General features: G+C 72.4%; 11 protein-coding genes and 1 pseudogene. 8 read left to right on the top strand and 4 right to left on the bottom strand.

Annotated elements, in window-relative coordinates:
* Positions 1–52 precede the first annotated feature (52 nt).
* Entirely contained in the window at positions 53–1,093 is a 1,041-nt protein-coding gene (locus AOQ37_RS38990; RefSeq protein ID WP_078890344.1) for a helix-turn-helix transcriptional regulator, read from the top strand.
* Here the strand turns inward: AOQ37_RS38990 and ctaD are convergent.
* Positions 1,092–2,663, bottom strand: a pseudogene (ctaD, locus tag AOQ37_RS25305) (aa3-type cytochrome oxidase subunit I); the annotation flags it as partial. The gene AOQ37_RS38990 and the pseudogene ctaD overlap by 2 nt on opposite strands.
* Before the next feature lie 382 nt (positions 2,664–3,045).
* Here ctaD and AOQ37_RS25300 point away from each other — a divergent pair.
* On the top strand, positions 3,046–3,261 hold the full coding sequence (locus AOQ37_RS25300) for an I78 family peptidase inhibitor (protein WP_062647142.1): 216 nt from the start codon (positions 3,046–3,048) through the stop codon (positions 3,259–3,261).
* Positions 3,262–3,375: 114 nt separating this feature from the next.
* On the opposite strand, the gene AOQ37_RS25295 is transcribed toward AOQ37_RS25300, so the two are convergent.
* Together AOQ37_RS25295 and AOQ37_RS25290 are read right to left on the bottom strand one after the other, a co-directional pair.
* Positions 3,376–4,422 carry a phosphatase PAP2 family protein gene (locus AOQ37_RS25295; protein ID WP_062647140.1) on the bottom strand — a complete coding sequence of 349 codons (1,047 nt, stop codon included), beginning with the start codon at positions 4,420–4,422 and terminating at the stop codon, positions 3,376–3,378.
* A 205-nt stretch (positions 4,423–4,627) separates the two neighbouring features.
* A complete protein-coding gene (locus AOQ37_RS25290; RefSeq protein ID WP_062647138.1) occupies positions 4,628–5,836 on the bottom strand; it encodes a mannosyltransferase family protein in 1,209 nt (402 codons plus the stop codon).
* A gap of 348 nt (positions 5,837–6,184) precedes the next feature.
* Between AOQ37_RS25290 and AOQ37_RS25285 the strand changes: the two genes are divergently transcribed.
* Entirely contained in the window at positions 6,185–7,786 is a 1,602-nt protein-coding gene (locus AOQ37_RS25285; protein ID WP_062647137.1) for an MFS transporter, read from the top strand.
* A 289-nt stretch (positions 7,787–8,075) separates the two neighbouring features.
* Complete coding sequence (locus AOQ37_RS25280; RefSeq protein ID WP_062647135.1) at positions 8,076–9,266, top strand: acyl-CoA dehydrogenase family protein; 1,191 nt, start codon at positions 8,076–8,078, stop codon at positions 9,264–9,266.
* A 41-nt stretch (positions 9,267–9,307) separates the two neighbouring features.
* On the opposite strand, the gene AOQ37_RS25275 is transcribed toward AOQ37_RS25280, so the two are convergent.
* Positions 9,308–9,745, bottom strand: coding sequence for a cell division protein SepF (locus AOQ37_RS25275; RefSeq protein ID WP_062647134.1), 438 nt, complete (start codon positions 9,743–9,745; stop codon positions 9,308–9,310).
* 312 nt (positions 9,746–10,057) lie between these two features.
* On the opposite strand from AOQ37_RS25275, the gene AOQ37_RS25270 reads away from it, so the two are divergent.
* From AOQ37_RS25270 to AOQ37_RS25255, 4 genes are all read left to right on the top strand, one after another.
* The gene (locus tag AOQ37_RS25270) at positions 10,058–11,260 is read left to right on the top strand and encodes a DUF5685 family protein (RefSeq protein ID WP_199825078.1); all 1,203 of its coding nucleotides are present in this window, start codon (positions 10,058–10,060) and stop codon (positions 11,258–11,260) included.
* A gap of 621 nt (positions 11,261–11,881) precedes the next feature.
* Positions 11,882–13,666 (top strand): FAD/NAD(P)-binding protein, encoded by a 1,785-nt coding sequence (locus AOQ37_RS25265; protein WP_062647132.1) that lies wholly within the window; start codon positions 11,882–11,884, stop codon positions 13,664–13,666.
* A gap of 43 nt (positions 13,667–13,709) precedes the next feature.
* Positions 13,710–14,783 carry an LLM class flavin-dependent oxidoreductase gene (locus tag AOQ37_RS25260; RefSeq protein ID WP_062647130.1) on the top strand — a complete coding sequence of 358 codons (1,074 nt, stop codon included), beginning with the start codon at positions 13,710–13,712 and terminating at the stop codon, positions 14,781–14,783.
* Positions 14,780–16,096, top strand: coding sequence for an NtaA/DmoA family FMN-dependent monooxygenase (locus AOQ37_RS25255; protein ID WP_062647128.1), 1,317 nt, complete (start codon positions 14,780–14,782; stop codon positions 16,094–16,096). The genes AOQ37_RS25260 and AOQ37_RS25255 overlap by 4 nt, the downstream gene beginning before the upstream one ends.
* The last annotated feature ends 499 nt before the right edge of the window (positions 16,097–16,595 follow it).

The following is a 16,595-nucleotide window of genomic DNA, read 5'->3' as shown; positions in this document are numbered from 1 at the left end:
CCGGCGGGACGGCCGGGTGGGGCCCCTCAGCCTCGTGGGACACACTGGGCGCATGCTGGAGACCTCCGCCCGACTGCTGCGCCTGCTGTCCCTGCTCCAGGCCCACCGTGAGTGGTCGGGCGCCCAGCTCGCCGACCGGCTGGGTGTCACCGCGCGCACGGTGCGCCGGGACGTGGACCGGCTGCGGGAGCTGGGCTATCCGGTCAACGCCAGCCCCGGCACCGGCGGGGGCTACCAGCTCGGCGCCGGCGCCGAGCTGCCGCCGCTGCTGCTGGACGACGACGAGGCCGTCGCCGTGGCGGTGGGGCTGCGGACGGCCGCCGGGCAGGGCATCGAGGGCATCGGCGAGACCTCCGTACGGGCCCTGGCGAAGCTGGAACAGGTGCTGCCGCACCGGCTGCGGCGCCGGGTGGGCGCGCTGAACGCCTTCACCGTGCCGATGCTGCGCGGCCCGCGGTCCTCCGCCGTGGACCCGGCCGTCCTCACCGAGATCGCGCATCTGTGCCGGGACGCCGAACGGCTGCGCTTCGACTACCGGGGGCACGACGGTACGGCGACCCGCCGCACCGTCGAACCGCACCGCCTGGTGTGCACCGAGCGCCGCTGGTACCTGGTGGCCTGGGACGTGGACCGCGCCGACTGGCGCACGTTCCGTGTGGACCGGCTCACGCCGAGGCCGCCGCACGGGCCGCGCTTCACCCCGCGCGAGCCGCCCGCCGAGGACCTCGCCGCCTATGTCTCGCGGGGCGTCTCCACGCGCGCGTACGCCACCCGTGCCACCGTCCGGCTGTTCGTGCCGCTGGCCGAGGCCGCCGAGCGGATCTCGCCCTCGGCCGGGACGCTGGAGCCCGACGGCGACCGGGCCTGTGTGCTGCGCACCGGCGCCGCGAGCCTGGACGTGATGGTGATCCACGTGATGATGGCGGGCTTCGAGTTCGAGGTGCTGGAGCCCGTGGAGCTGATCGAGGCGATCAGGACGGCTCGTGACCGGCTTGATGGCGCTTTGGCTCGGGCTGCGGGATCTCGGCCGCGTACTCCGGATAGCGCAGGTCGAACGCCGGGGACTCCGAGCGGATCCTCGGCAGCGTCGTGAAGTTGTGCCGGGGCGGCGGGCAGGAGGTCGCCCACTCCAGCGAACGGCCGAAGCCCCAGGGGTCGTCCACCTCCACCCTGGTGCCGTACTTGGCGGTCTTCCAGACGTTGTAGAGGAAGGGCAGGGTGGACAGCCCCAGCAGGAACGAGCCGATCGTCGAGAGGGTGTTGAGCGCGGTGAACCCGTCGGCGGCGAGATAGTCCGCGTACCGGCGCGGCATGCCCTCGGCGCCCAGCCAGTGCTGCACCAGGAACGTGGTGTGGAAGCCGACGAACAGCGTCCAGAACTGGATCTTCCCGAGCCGCTCGTCGAGCAGCTTGCCGGTGAACTTGGGCCACCAGAAGAAGAAGCCGCCGAAGATCGCGAAGACGACCGTGCCGAAGACGACGTAGTGGAAGTGGGCGACCACGAAGTACGAGTCGGAGACGTGGAAGTCCATCGGCGGCGACGCCAGGATCACCCCGGTCAGACCACCGAACAGGAACGTCACCAGGAACCCGGTGGCCCACAGCATCGGCGTCTCGAAGGAGATCGAGCCCTTGATCATGGTCCCGGTCCAGTTGAAGAACTTCACGCCCGTGGGGACGGCGATCAGGAAGCTCATCAGGGAGAAGAACGGCAGCAGCACCGCGCCCGTGACGAACATGTGGTGCGCCCACACCACGATCGACAGCCCGGTGATCGCCATCGTCGCGCCGACCAGGGTGAGGTAGCCGAAGATCGGCTTGCGGCTGAAGACCGGGATGATCTCGGTGATGATCCCGAAGAACGGCAGCGCGATGATGTAGACCTCGGGATGCCCGAAGAACCAGAACAGGTGCTGCCACAGCAGCGCCCCGCCGTTGGCCGCCTCGAACACCTGCGAACCGAACCGCCGGTCCGCCTCCAGCACCAGCAGCGCGGCCGCCAGCACCGGGAACGCCATCAGGATCAGGATCGACGTGAAGAGCGTGTTCCAGGTGAAGATCGGCATCCGGAACATCGTCATACCGGGCGCGCGCATCCCGATGATCGTGGTGACGAAGTTGACCGCGCCGAGGATCGTGCCGAAGCCGGCCAGGGCCAGGCCCATGATCCACAGGTCGGGCCCGATCCCCGGCGAGAACTGCCCGCTGTTCAGCGGCGCGTAGGCGAACCAGCCGAAGGCCGCCGCGCCGTCCGGTGTCAGCAGCGAGCCGAGCACGGTCAGCCCGCCGAACAGGAACAGCCAGTACGAGAGCATGTTCAGCCGCGGGAAGGCCACGTCCGGGGCGCCGATCTGGAGCGGCATCAGCTCGTTGGCGAAGCCCGCGAAGGACGGGGTCGCGAACAGCAGCAGCATGATCGTGCCGTGCATCGTGAACAGCTGGTTGAACTGGTTGTTGTCCACGATCTGGAGCCCCGGCCGGGCGAGTTCGGCCCGCATCAGCAGCGCCATGACCCCGCCGACGAGGAAGAAGGCGAAGGACGTGATCAGGTAGAGGTGGCCGATCTTCTTGTGGTCGGTGGTGGTCAGCCAGTCGACGACCACCCGACCGCCGCGGGGCCCGGTGTCCCCGGCCCGCGCCGCCGCCACGGTCTGCGTCCCCATCGCTCGCCCCTTCGCTCGCCCTGTCCCGGGCCCGCCGACGTCCCGGGTGCGTACGGAGGATGTGTGGGGGAGCCGTGTATTTCCTATGAGCAGTCAGCTCCCGTGATCCCGCACGGAATGGTAATGCGGTGGCGTCCTGGGACGGTACCCCGCGAACTTTCCGACGGCTTATTCTGGGCGCCCGGGCGACACGCGGGAATTACGTTCGAATTCGCGCGGAAGGCGCACGAAACCGCTCGTCCGTATGAGGGACCACGGCACGGAAGCCGATGTGACGGTGGCCGAAACACCTGTCGTGATCCTGTGACAGAAGTGTGACCGGAGTGATCCGTATCGCCCGTCCGGGGTTCCCGGAGCGGGACTCGCCGCCTAGCGTGGCGGTATGGCACCGAATCCCACTCCGCCAGCGGAGCCCCAGGACAATCCGGACGGATACGTCGGCCTCGAGGCCTCCCGCGCCGAGCGGCTCGCGCGGGAACGGGGGTGGTCGACCGTGCGTGCGCTGGCCCCCGGGACGATCGTCACCATGGAGTACCGCTTCGGGCGGCTGAACCTCGAGGTGAGCGACGGGATCGTGGCCCGCGCCTGGAAGGGCTGAGAGCCCGAGGAGGCCGGACGAGGACGACGAAAGCCCCGGTTCCCGTCGTCGGGAACCGGGGCCTTCGGGTGCGGAACCGGGTTGTGCGTACCGGGGTCCCGCTGTCCTGGCAGGTCAGCCGCCCGGGAGGGGGCGGGCCGCGGAGGCCGCCGTGCCGCGCGGGAGGCGGTCGGCGTGCGGTGGACGGCGGCTGCCGACCGGGGTGACCGGGGTGCGCTCCGAGCGGGTCGTGTGCGGGCCCGGCGCCAGATAGACCGGCGCGCGCGGCGAACGGGCCGGTGCGGCCGGCTCGCGGGCCGCGGAGGCCTCCTCCTGGGCGGGCGCACCCGAGGCGAACGGCACGGGCACGGCGACGGGCGCGGCCGGGGCCGGGGCCGGGGCGGGAGCCGGGGCCGTAGCGGCGCGGCGGTCGCGCCAGCGGTCGCGCAGGTCGAAGATCGCGACCTCGGCGCGCGCGATCAGCGGCTCGCACCAGGGCAGCGCCAGCAGGATCAGCAGACCCGCGGCCCAGCCGAGCACGACGTCGCTGAGCCAGTGCGTGCCGAGGTAGACCGTGGCGAGGCCGACGCCGAGCGAGGTCACCGCGGAGAGCGCGGACAGCCAGCGGCGGGCCCTCGGGGTGGAGGCCAGATACGCCAGGATTCCCCAGGTCACGACCGCGTTGGCGGTATGGCCGCTGGGAAATATATCGCCGCCGAGGCCCATCTCGTTCGAGCCGATGGTGGTCGCGTAGTGCGGTCCGAGCCGGCCCATGCCGAGCTTGGCGGCACCGACCGTGAGGTTCAGCAGCAGCAGCGAGGCACCGAGCGTGAGCAGCGGGCGCAGGGTGTGCTGCCGCCAGGATCTCCAGCCGAGCCAGGCGGCGACCATGACGGCGGTCGGGCCGCGCTGGCCGAGGACCACGTAGTAGTCGACGAACCAGTGGATGCCGGACCACTGCTGGTACGGCCGGAAGAACATGACCAGCCAGTCGAGGCGGACCAGCCACGAGGTGATCACCACGAGCCACACGATCGCCAGATAGAAGGCCAGGGTCGCCAGGAACAGCGCGACCCGGTGCCTGCTCATCTTCGGCACATCGATGTGGGCCGGTCGTTCCGGCTCCCGGTCGAGCCTGGCGAACACCCGGTCCAGACGGGTGAGGTTTTGTTCGGTACGCACCTAAACGACGTTACAGCGAGTGAGCTCGAGACCCGGCCGATTCCGCTGGTTTGTGATGACGATGTGATGTGGGATTGCTCTCAGGAGGGCACTAATTCCTGTGGAATCGCTAATCGTCGAACACTGTTCCCTTCAATTCCTTTGATCATTCCAGGAGATAGTTTTAGGGAACGTATGAAAGGGTTCACCGAAAAGCCGGATTCCCTTACGGCGGACCGCTGCCGTTCAGCCACCACGCGCCGTACCCGGCCGACACCACGGCGAGGCACACCACCACCGACGCCGACCTGGACGTCCGCAGCCGGGCCAGCGCCAGCGCGAGCGGCAGCAGCAGCGGGAAGCCGGGCAGCAGCAGGCGCGGCTTGGAGCCGAAGTAGCTCGACGCGCACAGGGCGAGCGCGAGGACCGTACCCGCGTACACCAGCAGCGGAAGCGGCTGGCGCTGCCGCACACAGACGACGTACAGCCACAGCAGCAGGGCGACACCGACGATCAGCCCGAGACCGGCGAGGGCCGACGGGAACGACGTGAACTTGTCGGCGACGAAGCGGGCGAAGGCGTAGCCGCCGTCGAAGCCGTTGCGCCAGCCCGCCTGGACGTCGAGGTAGCCGAGCGGGCCCCCGCCGGTGCGGTGGCCGACCCACAGGACGTATCCGGCGGCGCCGAGGGGGGCGAGGAGCATGCCGAGGGCGCGTGGCGCGACGCGGCCGGCGGCCGCCCCGGGCCCTGGGCCGGGCCCCGACCCGGGAGGGGCCTCGGTGGTCGGCGTCCCGCGGTCGCGGAGGAAGGAGGCCACGGCTGCCGCCCACACCGCCGCGACCACCGCGAGCCCCACCGGACGGGTCAGACCGGCCAGCGAGGCGAGCAGCCCCGCGGTCACCCACCGGCCGGTGAGCACCGCGTACAGCGACCAGGCGGCCAGCGCGGTGAACAGTGACTCGCTGTACGCCATCGACTGCACGATCCCGACGGGCAGGACGGCCCACACCAGTACCGCGCACACCCCCGCCCGGCGCCCGTACACCCGGTCGGTGACCGCGAAGACGCCCCAGGCCGCGGCGAGCGAGGCGAGCAGGGACACGACGAAACCGGCGTCGGCGTACGACAGCGGGGTCACCGCGTGCAGGAGCCTCTCCAGCCAGGGCAGCAGCGGGAAGAAGGCCAGGTTGGAGTGGACGTCGCCGTTGGGCAGCCGGACCTCGTAGCCGTATCCCAGCTCGGCGACCCTGGTGTACCACAGGGCGTCCCAGCGGGCGGTCAGCAGCGGGTACGCGCTCCTGTCGCGGGCGGCGCTCCACAGGACCAGGGCGAGCAGACCCAGGGCGCGCACGGCCGCGTACCCCAGGAGGGCGGGGGCCGCCCGGCGCAGGGTCGCGGCGCCGGGGGGCGTCACGCGGGTCTCAAGATCGGTCACGGGCCCGATTATCGACGGCGCGCCCGGCGGCCGGGTCGGCCGGGGCGGTCGGCCGTCCGGGGAGACGGCCCGGCGGGACCCGGCCGGGGGCAGGGAGAGTGTCCCGGAGGTGGCCCGGCCGGGGGGACGGGGAGTGTCCCGGAGGTGGCGGGGGAGTGGCGTACGCCACATGGGTTGCCCCGGGGCGGTGAGAGGTCCGCCACGTGGCCCCGGCGCGAACTCGCGTACGCTGCGTTCCACTCGTGTTCGTCTGCGCGGGCCGGAGACACCGCTCCTCTCCGGCCGAGCCGCGGGGAGTCCCCACCCCGTGAGCCCGCCGAACCGGGGGATCACCTGGGAGGTACGTACATGTCCGGGACGACCACGGCCGCCGCTCGGCTGCGCCGGCGGGCGGCCGGGGCCGGTGCCAACCGCTGGGTCGTCCTGGTGGTGCTGTGCACCAGCCTGTTGCTGGTAGCCGTGGACGCGACCGTGCTGCACGTGGCGGTGCCCGCCGTCACCGAGGATCTGCGGCCCGGCGCGATCGAACTGCTCTGGATCGTCGACACCTATCCCCTTGTCTGCGCCTCGCTGCTGATCCTGTTCGGCACGCTCGGCGACAAGGTGGGCCGCAGACGGATCCTGCTGATCGGTTACGCCCTGTTCGGTGTCGCCTCCGCGCTGGCGGCGTTCGCCGGAAGCGCGCAGACCCTCATCGTGGCGCGGGCCCTGCTGGGCGTGGGCGGCGCGATGATCATGCCCGCGACGCTCTCGATCCTGCGGCAGGTGTTCCCCGACCGGCGTGAGCGGGCGCTCGCGATCGGTATCTGGAGCGCCGTGGCCGCGGTCGGCGCGGCGGTCGGCCCGCTGCTGGGCGGCTTCCTGCTCGAGCACTTCTGGTGGGGCTCGGTCTTCCTCGTCAACATCCCGCTGATGCTGGTCAGCCTGCCGGTGGGGCGGCTTCTGCTGCCCGAGTCGCGGGGCGCGGCGGACGGTCCCTGGGACGTGGTCGGCGCGCTGATGGCGGCGGCCGGCCTGTTCGGTGTCGTGCTCGGGGTGAAGCGGCTGGGCGGCGGGGAGCTCGGGCTGTTCACCGTGGTGCCGCTGCTGGTGGGCGCGGTGCTGATCGTGCTGTTCGTCCGCCGTCAGCGGCGCCGTCTGCATCCGCTGGTGGATCTGCGGATGTTCGGGCGGCCGGCGTTCAGTACGTCGGTGGGGTGCATCGTCCTTGCGATGCTGGCCCTGGTGGGTCTTGAGCTGATCGCGGCCCAGTACTTGCAGCTGGTGCTGGGGCTGTCCCCGCTGGAGACGGGCCTGCGCCTGCTGCCCCTGACCTTCGCCGCGATGGCGGCCGGGCTGGCCGGGGCCCGGCTGCTCCGCCGGTTCGGGCCGCGCCGGATGGTGTGCGGGGGGTTCGTCCTCACGGCACTGGCGGTGCTGACACTGACCGCGATGGGCGAGTCGGACAACACGGGACTGCTGCTGTCCGGGTTCCTGCTGCTGGGCTTCGGCCTGGAGACGACCTTGTTCGCGGCGTACGAGTCGATGCTGAGCGAGGCCCCGCCGGAGCAGGCGGGCGGGGCGGCGGCGATCGGGGAGACGTCGTACCAGCTGGGGGCGGGCATCGGGATCGCGCTGCTCGGCAGCGTGATGAACGCCGCGTACGCGCCCGGCCTCAAGTCCGTGCCGGGGGTGCCCGCGTCGGCCTCGGACGCGGCGGGGCACTCGCTGGGCGAGGCGTACGAGATCGCCGGACAGCTGGGCGGGCCGGTGGGGATGGCGCTGCGGCAGGTCGCCAGGGACAGCTTCGTGCACGGCCTGCATGTCACGCTGCTGGTGAGCGCCGGGCTGCTGCTGCTGGGCGCGGTGATGGCGTTGCGGTTGCCGCGGGTCATGCAGTGCGAGGCGCCTCCGGCGGAGGTGGAGCTTCCCGCGCCGCGCGGAGTCGTGGAGTCCCGCGTCTCCGCATGAGTCTCCGCGGGGATGTCCGTAGGGACCTCCGCTTGAGTCTTCGCGGGGATGTCCGTAGGGACCTCCGCATGGGTCTCCGCGGGGATGTCCGTAGGGACCTCCGCTTGAGTCTTCGCGGGGATGTCCCTAGGGACCTCCGCATGAATCCCGCGCCCGCGCACCGCCCGTCGTGGCCCGCGGCTTGCGGTCCGTGGCTCGCGCGGAGGGTACTGGACGAGCGGGACGGCGCGTCGTAACGTCTCGGGCGATGGTGTGACTAGCGGTGCTAGTTTTTTTCGGAGGCTCTCTCATGTCCGCGTCCTCGACGTTGCCCCCCTTCGACCCCACCGACCCCCTGGGGATCGACGATCTGCTGGAGCCCGAGGATCTCGCGATCCGTGACACCGTGCGGAGCTGGGCCGCGGACCGGGTGCTGCCCCGCGTCGCCGAGTGGTACGAGCACGGCGAGCTGCCCGAGATCCGCGAGCTCGCACGCGAGCTCGGCGCCATCGGGGCGCTCGGGATGTCGCTGAGCGGCTACGGATGCGCCGGTGCCAGCGCCGTGCAGTACGGCCTGGCCTGTCTCGAACTCGAGGCCGCCGACTCCGGCATCCGCTCCCTCGTCTCCGTGCAGGGCTCCCTCGCCATGTACGCGCTGCACCGCTTCGGCAGCGAGGAGCAGAAGCGGACCTGGCTGCCGGGGATGGCCGCGGGCGAGATCATCGGGTGCTTCGGGCTCACCGAGCCCGATCACGGCTCCGACCCCGCCGGCATGCGGACGTACGCCAAGCGGGACGGCTCGGACTGGGTGCTCAACGGCCGCAAGATGTGGATCACCAACGGGTCCGTCGCCGGGGTGGCCGTCGTCTGGGCGCAGAGCGACGACGGGATCCGCGGCTTCGCGGTGCCCACCGACGCGCCGGGGTTCTCCGCGCCCGAGATCAAACACAAGTGGTCCCTGCGGGCCAGCGTGACCAGCGAGCTGGTGCTCGACGACGTGCGGCTGCCCGCGGACGCCGTCCTGCCGGAGGTCACCGGGCTGCGCGGACCGCTCAGCTGTCTGTCCCACGCCCGCTACGGCATCGTGTGGGGCGCGATGGGGGCGGCGCGCTCCTGCTTCGAGACCGCCGTCGCCTACGCGAAGACCCGCGAGCAGTTCGGACGGCCCATCGGCGGGTTCCAGCTCACCCAGGCCAAGCTCGCCGACATGGCGGTCGAACTGCACAAGGGGATCCTGCTCGCCCATCATCTGGGGCGGCGGATGGACGCCGGCCGACTGCGTCCCGAGCAGGTCAGCTTCGGCAAGCTCAACAACGTACGGGAGGCGATCGAGATCTGCCGGACCGCCCGTACCGTCCTCGGTGCCAACGGGATCTCGCTCGAATACCCCGTCATGCGGCACGCCACCAACCTCGAGTCGGTGCTCACCTACGAGGGCACCGTCGAGATGCACCAGCTCGTGCTGGGCAAGGCGCTCACCGGACTCGACGCCTTCCGCTGACCCGGCCGGGGGCCGGGGCAGGGCCGGTGAGCGGCCCTGCCTCAGCTCTGGTTGAAGAAACCGTCCGTCCGGTGCGCGGACGGGTCTCCGTTCACGATCTCGGTGTTGGCGGGGCTCAGCAGGAACACCCGGGTGGACACCCGCTCGATGGAACCCCGCAGGCCGAAGATCAGCCCGGCCGCGAAGTCGACGACGCGCTTGGCGTCACCGGCCTCCATGGCCGTGAGGTTCATGATGACCGGCACGCCCTCGCGGAACAGCTCACCGATCGCCCGTGCGTCCCGGAAGCTGTCCGGGGTGACGGTGCCGATCCGGCGGCCCTTCTCCTCGGCCGTGTCCGCCGCCACCTTCACACGGGGGTCGGTGACCCAGGCGTCGCCGGAGTCGGTCCCCTCGGAATAGTCGTCGTCGTAGTAACGCTCGTCATCGTTGTCGTCGACGAGGCCAAGCCAGGCACTCGCCTTGCGCACCGATCCCATGGACGCCTCCTCTCACAGCGGTCTTTCTGCTTTCCGCATTCCCCATGGTCGTCCATGATGCGGATGTCGCGCCAAGTGGATAGACGCCGCGCGGGGGGTTTGTGACGGTACTGGTGCACAGCGCATCCGTCGAGAGCCCGCGTCTCCCAAGGGTCGTACCGCATACGGCTGCTGACTGTGAGTGAAATATGATTCTTCGTGGCGAACGAGTGACGCACGGTGCGTCCGGGTGAACCGAGTGCCCCAGATCCGGCGTGACAATCGGTCGATAGCATGCCGCAGCTCAATGTCCCAAGGACGACGGGGGTTGTCGTGTTCGGAATCGTCAGGCCGTGCGCTCATCGGCTCGGGGAAGGTCTCAAGGCCCAGTGGATGGCGCATCTGTGCGGGCTCTGTCTCGCGCTGCGCGGCGACCACGGGCAGTTCGCGCGGGTCGTCACCAACTACGACGGGCTGCTCATATCGGTTCTGACGGAGGCTCAGGCCTCCCGGGTCGGGGCCGACGGGTGGCGGCGGACGGCGGGGCCGTGCCCGTTGCGCGGGATGCGCACCGCGTCCGTCGCGCAGGGCGAGGGCGCCCGGCTCGCGGCCGCCGTCTCGCTGGTGCTCGCCTCGGCCAAGGTGCGTGACCACGTCGCCGACGGGGACGGGCTGCTGGCGCGGCGGCCCGTCGCCGTCGCCGCCCGCCGGGTCGCCGCGAGCTGGGGGCGGGCCGGGGAACGCGGCGGGGCCGCCGTCGGGTTCGACACCGCCGTCCTCGTCGACGCCGTGGACCGGCAGGTCGGCATCGAGGCGCTCGCCGGGCCGGGGACCCCGCTGACCGCCGTGACCGAGCCGACCGAGACCGCCACCGCCGCCGCCTTCGCGCACACCGCGGTCCTGGCGGGCCGGCCCGGCAACGCCGCCCCGCTCGCCGAGGCCGGCCGGCTCTTCGGGCGGCTGGCACATCTGCTGGACGCGGTCGAGGACCGGGAGTCCGACGCGGCGGCCGGTGCCTGGAACCCGCTGACGGCCACCGGCACCCCGCTCACCGAGGCCCGCCGGCTCGCCGACGACGCCCTGCACGGCATCAGGCTCGCGCTGCGCGACGTCGAGTTCGAGAACGGAAGGCTCGCGCACCGCCTGCTGGCGCACGAGCTGGAGCAGTCGGTCGACCGGGCGTTCGGGACCCGGACGTGCGGACACACCCCTGCGCCTCAGGGCGCCTTCGGGCCGCCGACCGGCCCGTACGCCCCGCAGGGGCCGGCGGACCCGCACGCGCCCGGCAACCCCTACGGGGGCAACCCCTTCGGCGGTGAGCCGCCGCGGCCCGGGAAGCGGGGCTTCTGGGCCGGGTGTGCGGTCGCCATCGGGCTGTGCTGCACGTGCCAGGTCTGCTGCGCCGACGAGTTCGAGGGGCCCTGGTCGCGGAAGAAGCGGGAGGGCTGGTGCAGCGACGGCTGCGACTGCGGCTGCGGCGACTGCTGTGACGGGTGCGGCTGCTGTGAGTGCTGCTCCTGCGACTGTTCCTGCTGACGCGACGTCACCTTGTCCGCCCCGGCGCCCCTGCGAGGCGCCGGGGTGTGCGAAGGGCACTCCGCGGACGTGACTGCGGCCGAGGACGCGGACTGCGCGGGGCCGACCGACGGGACGGAGGCGTGCTGGGGACGCCGACGGATCGGGTGGTCGGCCGCGTGCCGCGCCGGGGCGCGGGACGGTCGGGCCCCGCCGACCGCCGGGCGGACGTGCGGTAGGGCGAAAACGGTGGAGAAAAGCGCGTATCGAGGGGGAAGCGCGGGTGTGAAGGCGGAGCTGGGGGAGGGGAGAACGCGAGAGGGGCGCCCCGGAAGCGGGGGCCGCAGTGGGTCAGCTCAACAGGAACAGGACCACACGCGACCGAAGTCGATGTGGGAGCGGGTGACCAGCCACTGCTGCGGATGCATGGGCCAAGTGGAACAGGTCTCCGGTTACGCGTCAACCGACTTGAGACGTACCGCTCACAGTGTGGACGGCCTTGACAGTGAGGGGAAACGCCCCCGTACTCTCGCTGCACGGCCCTGCTGAGGGGCTCGGCCGTATCTGCGCCGCGCGGCGCGCCCCACCCGGTGTGTGAAGGCACCTACCCGTGTTCGATCCCAGCTGTCACGGAGCCTTCGCATGTCTTCCGAAACCCTCGACCCCGAAGCGCCCGCCACCCTCGTGATCGTCGGGGCCGGGCCGCGGGGGACCGGCCTCATCGAGCGGATTGCCGCCAACGCGCCCGAGCTGTACGCCGGTTCGCCGCTCGAGATCCATCTCGTCGACCCGCATCCGCCGGGCGCCGGACGCATCTGGCGGGCCGCCCAGTCACCGCTGCTGTGGATGAACTCGCATGCCGAGGACGTCACCATGTTCACCGACGAGTCGGTGGAGATGGCCGGTCCCGTGCGCCCCGGCCCGACCCTGCACGAGTGGGCGGGCATCGCCGGGCGTACTTTCGCCGACCGGCAGATCCAGGGCTCCTATCTGCGTTGGGTGCACGAGCAGGCGGTCGCGGCCCTGCCGCCGGGCGTCACGGTCCACCACCACCCGACGCGCGCGCTGCGGGTGAGCGGCCCCCGTACGGGACGCCAAGAGGTGTGGCTGGAAGGCAGGAACCGGCCGCTGCCCGCCGACCTCGTCGTCCTCGCCCTCGGTCATCTGGACGCCGAACTCGACGAGGAACAGCGCGCGTTGGCGTCCTACGCGCGGGAGCACGGGCTCCTCCACCTGCCGCCGGACTTCACGGCCGACAGCGACCTGAGCGCGCTGCCGGCCGGTGAACCCGTGCTGGTACGGGGTTTCGGGCTCGCCTTCGTCGACCTCATGGTGCTGCTCACCGAGGGGCGCGGCGGCCGGTACGAGGGGGACACCTATGTGCCCTCGGGGCAGGAACCGGTGCTGTACGTCGGCTCGCGGCGCGGAGTGCCGTACCACTCGAAGATCGGCTACGACTGGACCGGCGAGCGGCCGCCGCTGCCCCGGTTCCTGGGGCCCGCCGAGATCGACGGGCTGCTCGCGCGGCCCGAGGGCTTCGACTTCCGGCGCGATGTGTGGCCGCTGGTGGAGAAGGAGCTGGGCTTCGCCCACTACCACCGGCTGTTCACGGTGCACACCGAGCGGACCGCGATCGCCTGGACCGACTTCGAGGAGAAGTACGAGGCCGCGGCCGCGGGCGCCGAACGCGAGGCCCTGGTGGCGTCCGCCGTGCCGGATCCTCGGGACCGGCTCGACCTGGCCGCGCTCGACCGGCCGTTGGAGGCGGTGACCTACGGATCCTTCGAGGAGTTCCAGGAAGGGCTGCGCGGCTATGTGGAGAGCGACCTGAGCCGCCGTCACGACCCCGCCCACAGCACCGACCTGGCCGTCTTCCTGGGCCTGCTGTCCGTCTACGGACAGCTGATCCGGCTCGGCGACATCGGCTCCTGGTGGCACGGGTTCTTCAGCTACCTCGCCTCCGGGCCGCCGGGCCCCCGGCTCGGACAGCTGCTCGCGCTGTCCCGGGCGGGCGTGCTGAAGTTCGTCGGCGCCGACATGGCCGTTCACGCGCGGGACGGGGTGTTCCGGGCGTCGAGCCCCACCGTGCCGGGCCGCTCGGTCGAGGCGCGGGCGCTGGTCGAGGCCCGGCTGCCGGAGCCGACGCTCCGGCGCGCCCTCGATCCGCTGCTGCGGGAACTGCACGCCGACGGGGCCGACGAGACCCCGGACGGGCTGCTGCGGGTGGACCGCGCCGACGGGCGGGTCCTGGACCGGGCCGGTCGGCCGCACCCCCGGCGTTTCGCGCTCGGGCCGCACACCGACGGCCGTACCCCGGGCGCGTTCACCCGGCCGCGCACCGGCGGCCCCGCGTTCCGGCAGAACGACGCCACCGCCCGGGCCGTCCTGGTGTTCCTGCGGGACCTGGGCGCCGATGCCGTCGGGTGAACCGCTCCACTTCGAAGCGTCACGGAAGAAAGGGTTCTCCCCCATGACCTCATCGCACGGCCGGGGCCCGCTGCACCTGGCGGCCGCAATCGACCGGCCGGGGGTGTTCGACGCCGGCCCCTACCTGGAGCTGGCCCGGCTCGCGGAACGGGGCGGACTCGACTTCGTGACGCTGGACGACACCTTCGCCCGCCCCGGGCCCGACGCGTCGGCCGTGCTGTCCCGGGTGGCGCCGGCCACGCACCGCGTCGGACTGGTGCCCACCCTCACCACCACCCACACCGAGCCCTTCCACGTCCAGGCCACGGTCGCCACCCTCGACTGGGTCAGCCGGGGCCGGGCCGGCTGGCGGATCGACGTCTCCACCACGGAGGGCGAGGCCCGTCTCTTCGGCCGCCGGCACTCCGCACCGTCGGACGCGCTGTGGCGGGAGGCGAGCGAAGTCGCCGACGTGGCGGCGAGGTTGTGGGACAGCTGGGAGGACGGCGCCGCGGTACGGGAGGTGCCGACCGGCCGTTCCCTCGACGCCGGCAAGCTGCACCACGTCGACTTCACCGGCGCGGACTTCTCGGTCCGGGGCCCCTCCCACCTGCCCAGACCTCCGCAGGGGCACCCGGTACGCGTGGTCGACGCCACCGAGGGACCCGCCCGGTCCACCGCCGCCCGGCACGCCGACGTGGCCCTGGTCCGCGCGGCGAGCCCCGCGCAGGTCCGCACCGTCCGCGACCTGCTGCGGGCCGACGCGGCCCGGGCGGGTCGCGACCCGAACTCCCTGCTCGTCCTGGTGAGTCTGCTGATCGACCTCGGGGACGGAGAGCACGCCGCCGATCCCGGCCACGGCGGAGGCGGCCCCCGGCAGACCGCGCAGGGACCGCTCTACCGGGGCGGCCCCGTCGATCTCGCCGACCTGATCGCCTCCTGGTACAAGGACGGCACCGCCGACGGCTTCCACCTCGTCCCCGTCGAACCGCGCCGCGATCTGGAGCGGCTGGTCAACGGCACGGTGGCGCTGCTCCAGCACCGCGGGCTGTTCCGCACCTTCTATCCGGGCAGCACGCTCCGCGAGCACCTGGGCCTCGGCCGGCCCGCCAACCGGTACGCGGGAGGAGCGGCATGAGCGCACACTGCCACCTGGCCGCCTGCTTCCCCGACGCCGACACCACCACCGTCTGGACCGGACCCGTCGCGAGGCCGCCGATCGCGTTCTCCTCCTTCGACCACCTCGCCCGGACCGCCGAACGCGGTCTGTTCGACTTCCTCCTCCTCGCCGAGGGTCCCCGGCCGCGCGCCCACCGGGGCCGGATCCACGACCGGGACGCGGCGGGCCGCCCCGAGCCGCTCACCGTCCTGCACGCGCTCGCCGCCGTGACCGAACACCTGGGGCTGGCCGCCACGGCCGACGCCGCCTTCCACGAGCCGTTCGAACTCGCTCGCAAGCTGGCCACCCTGGACCATCTCAGCGAAGGCCGGGCGGCCTGGCACGTGGTGACCTCCGCGGGCGCCGGCACCGGCGAGAACTTCCGCCGGGGGGACTACCTCGACCGCGCCGACCGGTACCCGCGGGCCGCCGAGTTCGTCGCCACCGCGAGAAGACTGTGGGACTCCTGGACACCGGGCGGGGCGGCCCGGCCGTTCGCGCACCAGGGCCGGCACTTCGACATCGCCGGGGAGTTCACCGTGCCGCGCCCACCGCAGGGACACCCGGTGGTGATCCAGGCGGGGGGTTCCGCGCAGGCCCGGGAGTGCGCGGCCGCGACCGCCGACGTCGTCCTCGCGCCGCACGGCACACCGGAGGCCGGGCGCGCTCTCTACGCCGACATCAAGGGACGGCTGGCCAAGTACGGCCGTACCGCCGCCGATCTGAGGATCATGCCCGGTGTCACCGTCGTCCTCGGGGACACCGCCGCCGAGGCGCAGGAGCGGGCCGCCACGATCAGACGGCAGCTCGTCACCCCCCAGCGCGCCGTCCTCACCCTGGAGCGGCTCTGGGGCGTCGACCTGTCGGCGTACGACCCCGACGGGCCGCTGCCCGACTTCGACCCGGTGGCCGACCCGCGGGACCGCGCCCGGCACGGGGAAGCCGTCGCGACGGCCGGGAAGCTGCGCGCGCTGTCGAGGGAGAAGGGGCTCTCCCTTCGTCAGACCGTGATCGAGACGAGCGCCCGGCAGTCCTTCATCGGCACCCCCGACGCGGTCGCCGCCGAACTGGCGCGGTCCGTGCGGGAGGAGGCCGCCGACGGCTTCGTCCTCCTCCCGCAGCTCATGCCCGACGGGCTCGACGAGTTCGTCGACCGGGTGGTGCCGCTGCTCCAGGAACGCGGTGTGTTCCGTACCGCGTACGAGGGCCGCACCCTGCGCTCCCACCTCGGACTGCCCGGCCCGGCGCGGGACGGGCGGACCACCCGCTCCCCGCTTTCCCCCCGTACCTGAAACGCCCGGGGAACCTCCGCCGAGGCCTGTCCGGACGGTCGACTTCCGGACTCGCCCGGGGCCCGGGGGGCCGAAGAGGCCGCCGTGGCACCCGCCACGGCGGGCTCCGACGGGCTGACCACGGACGGAGGGCCGGCACCGCGGCGCACGCGGCGCGAACGGACGCGCGACGGTCGGCCACGATCGGGCCGTACTGCCTCCGTGCGCCTTGCGGATGCTTTCCCCCGCCCCTCCCCGCCACCGGGGAACACATAGGACGTGGCGGTCGAGGCAGGGGAGCGCAACCTGGTCTGAGCTGGGGCAAGAGGCTGCAAGAGGGATCAACTCACGCAGTTCGTTGAAGGTCTGACGGCCGAAAGGCGCCCTTGCGCCGACCGGCCGTTCGGCCGAATACTCCCCCTCAGCGCTTGTCAGGGTCACGGCGTGTCCGAAATCCGGACGCACGCCGGTCCCCGGCTGCGCCTCACGGGCCCCGACCCCACACCACGGGCCCCCGACT

Origin of the sequence: Streptomyces maremycinicus, from assembly GCF_001184025.1 — a bacterium.
In the GTDB taxonomy this organism is placed as follows: Bacteria; Actinomycetota; Actinomycetes; order Streptomycetales; family Streptomycetaceae; genus Streptomyces; species Streptomyces maremycinicus.
This window is presented reverse-complemented; position numbering and strand designations above follow the sequence as displayed.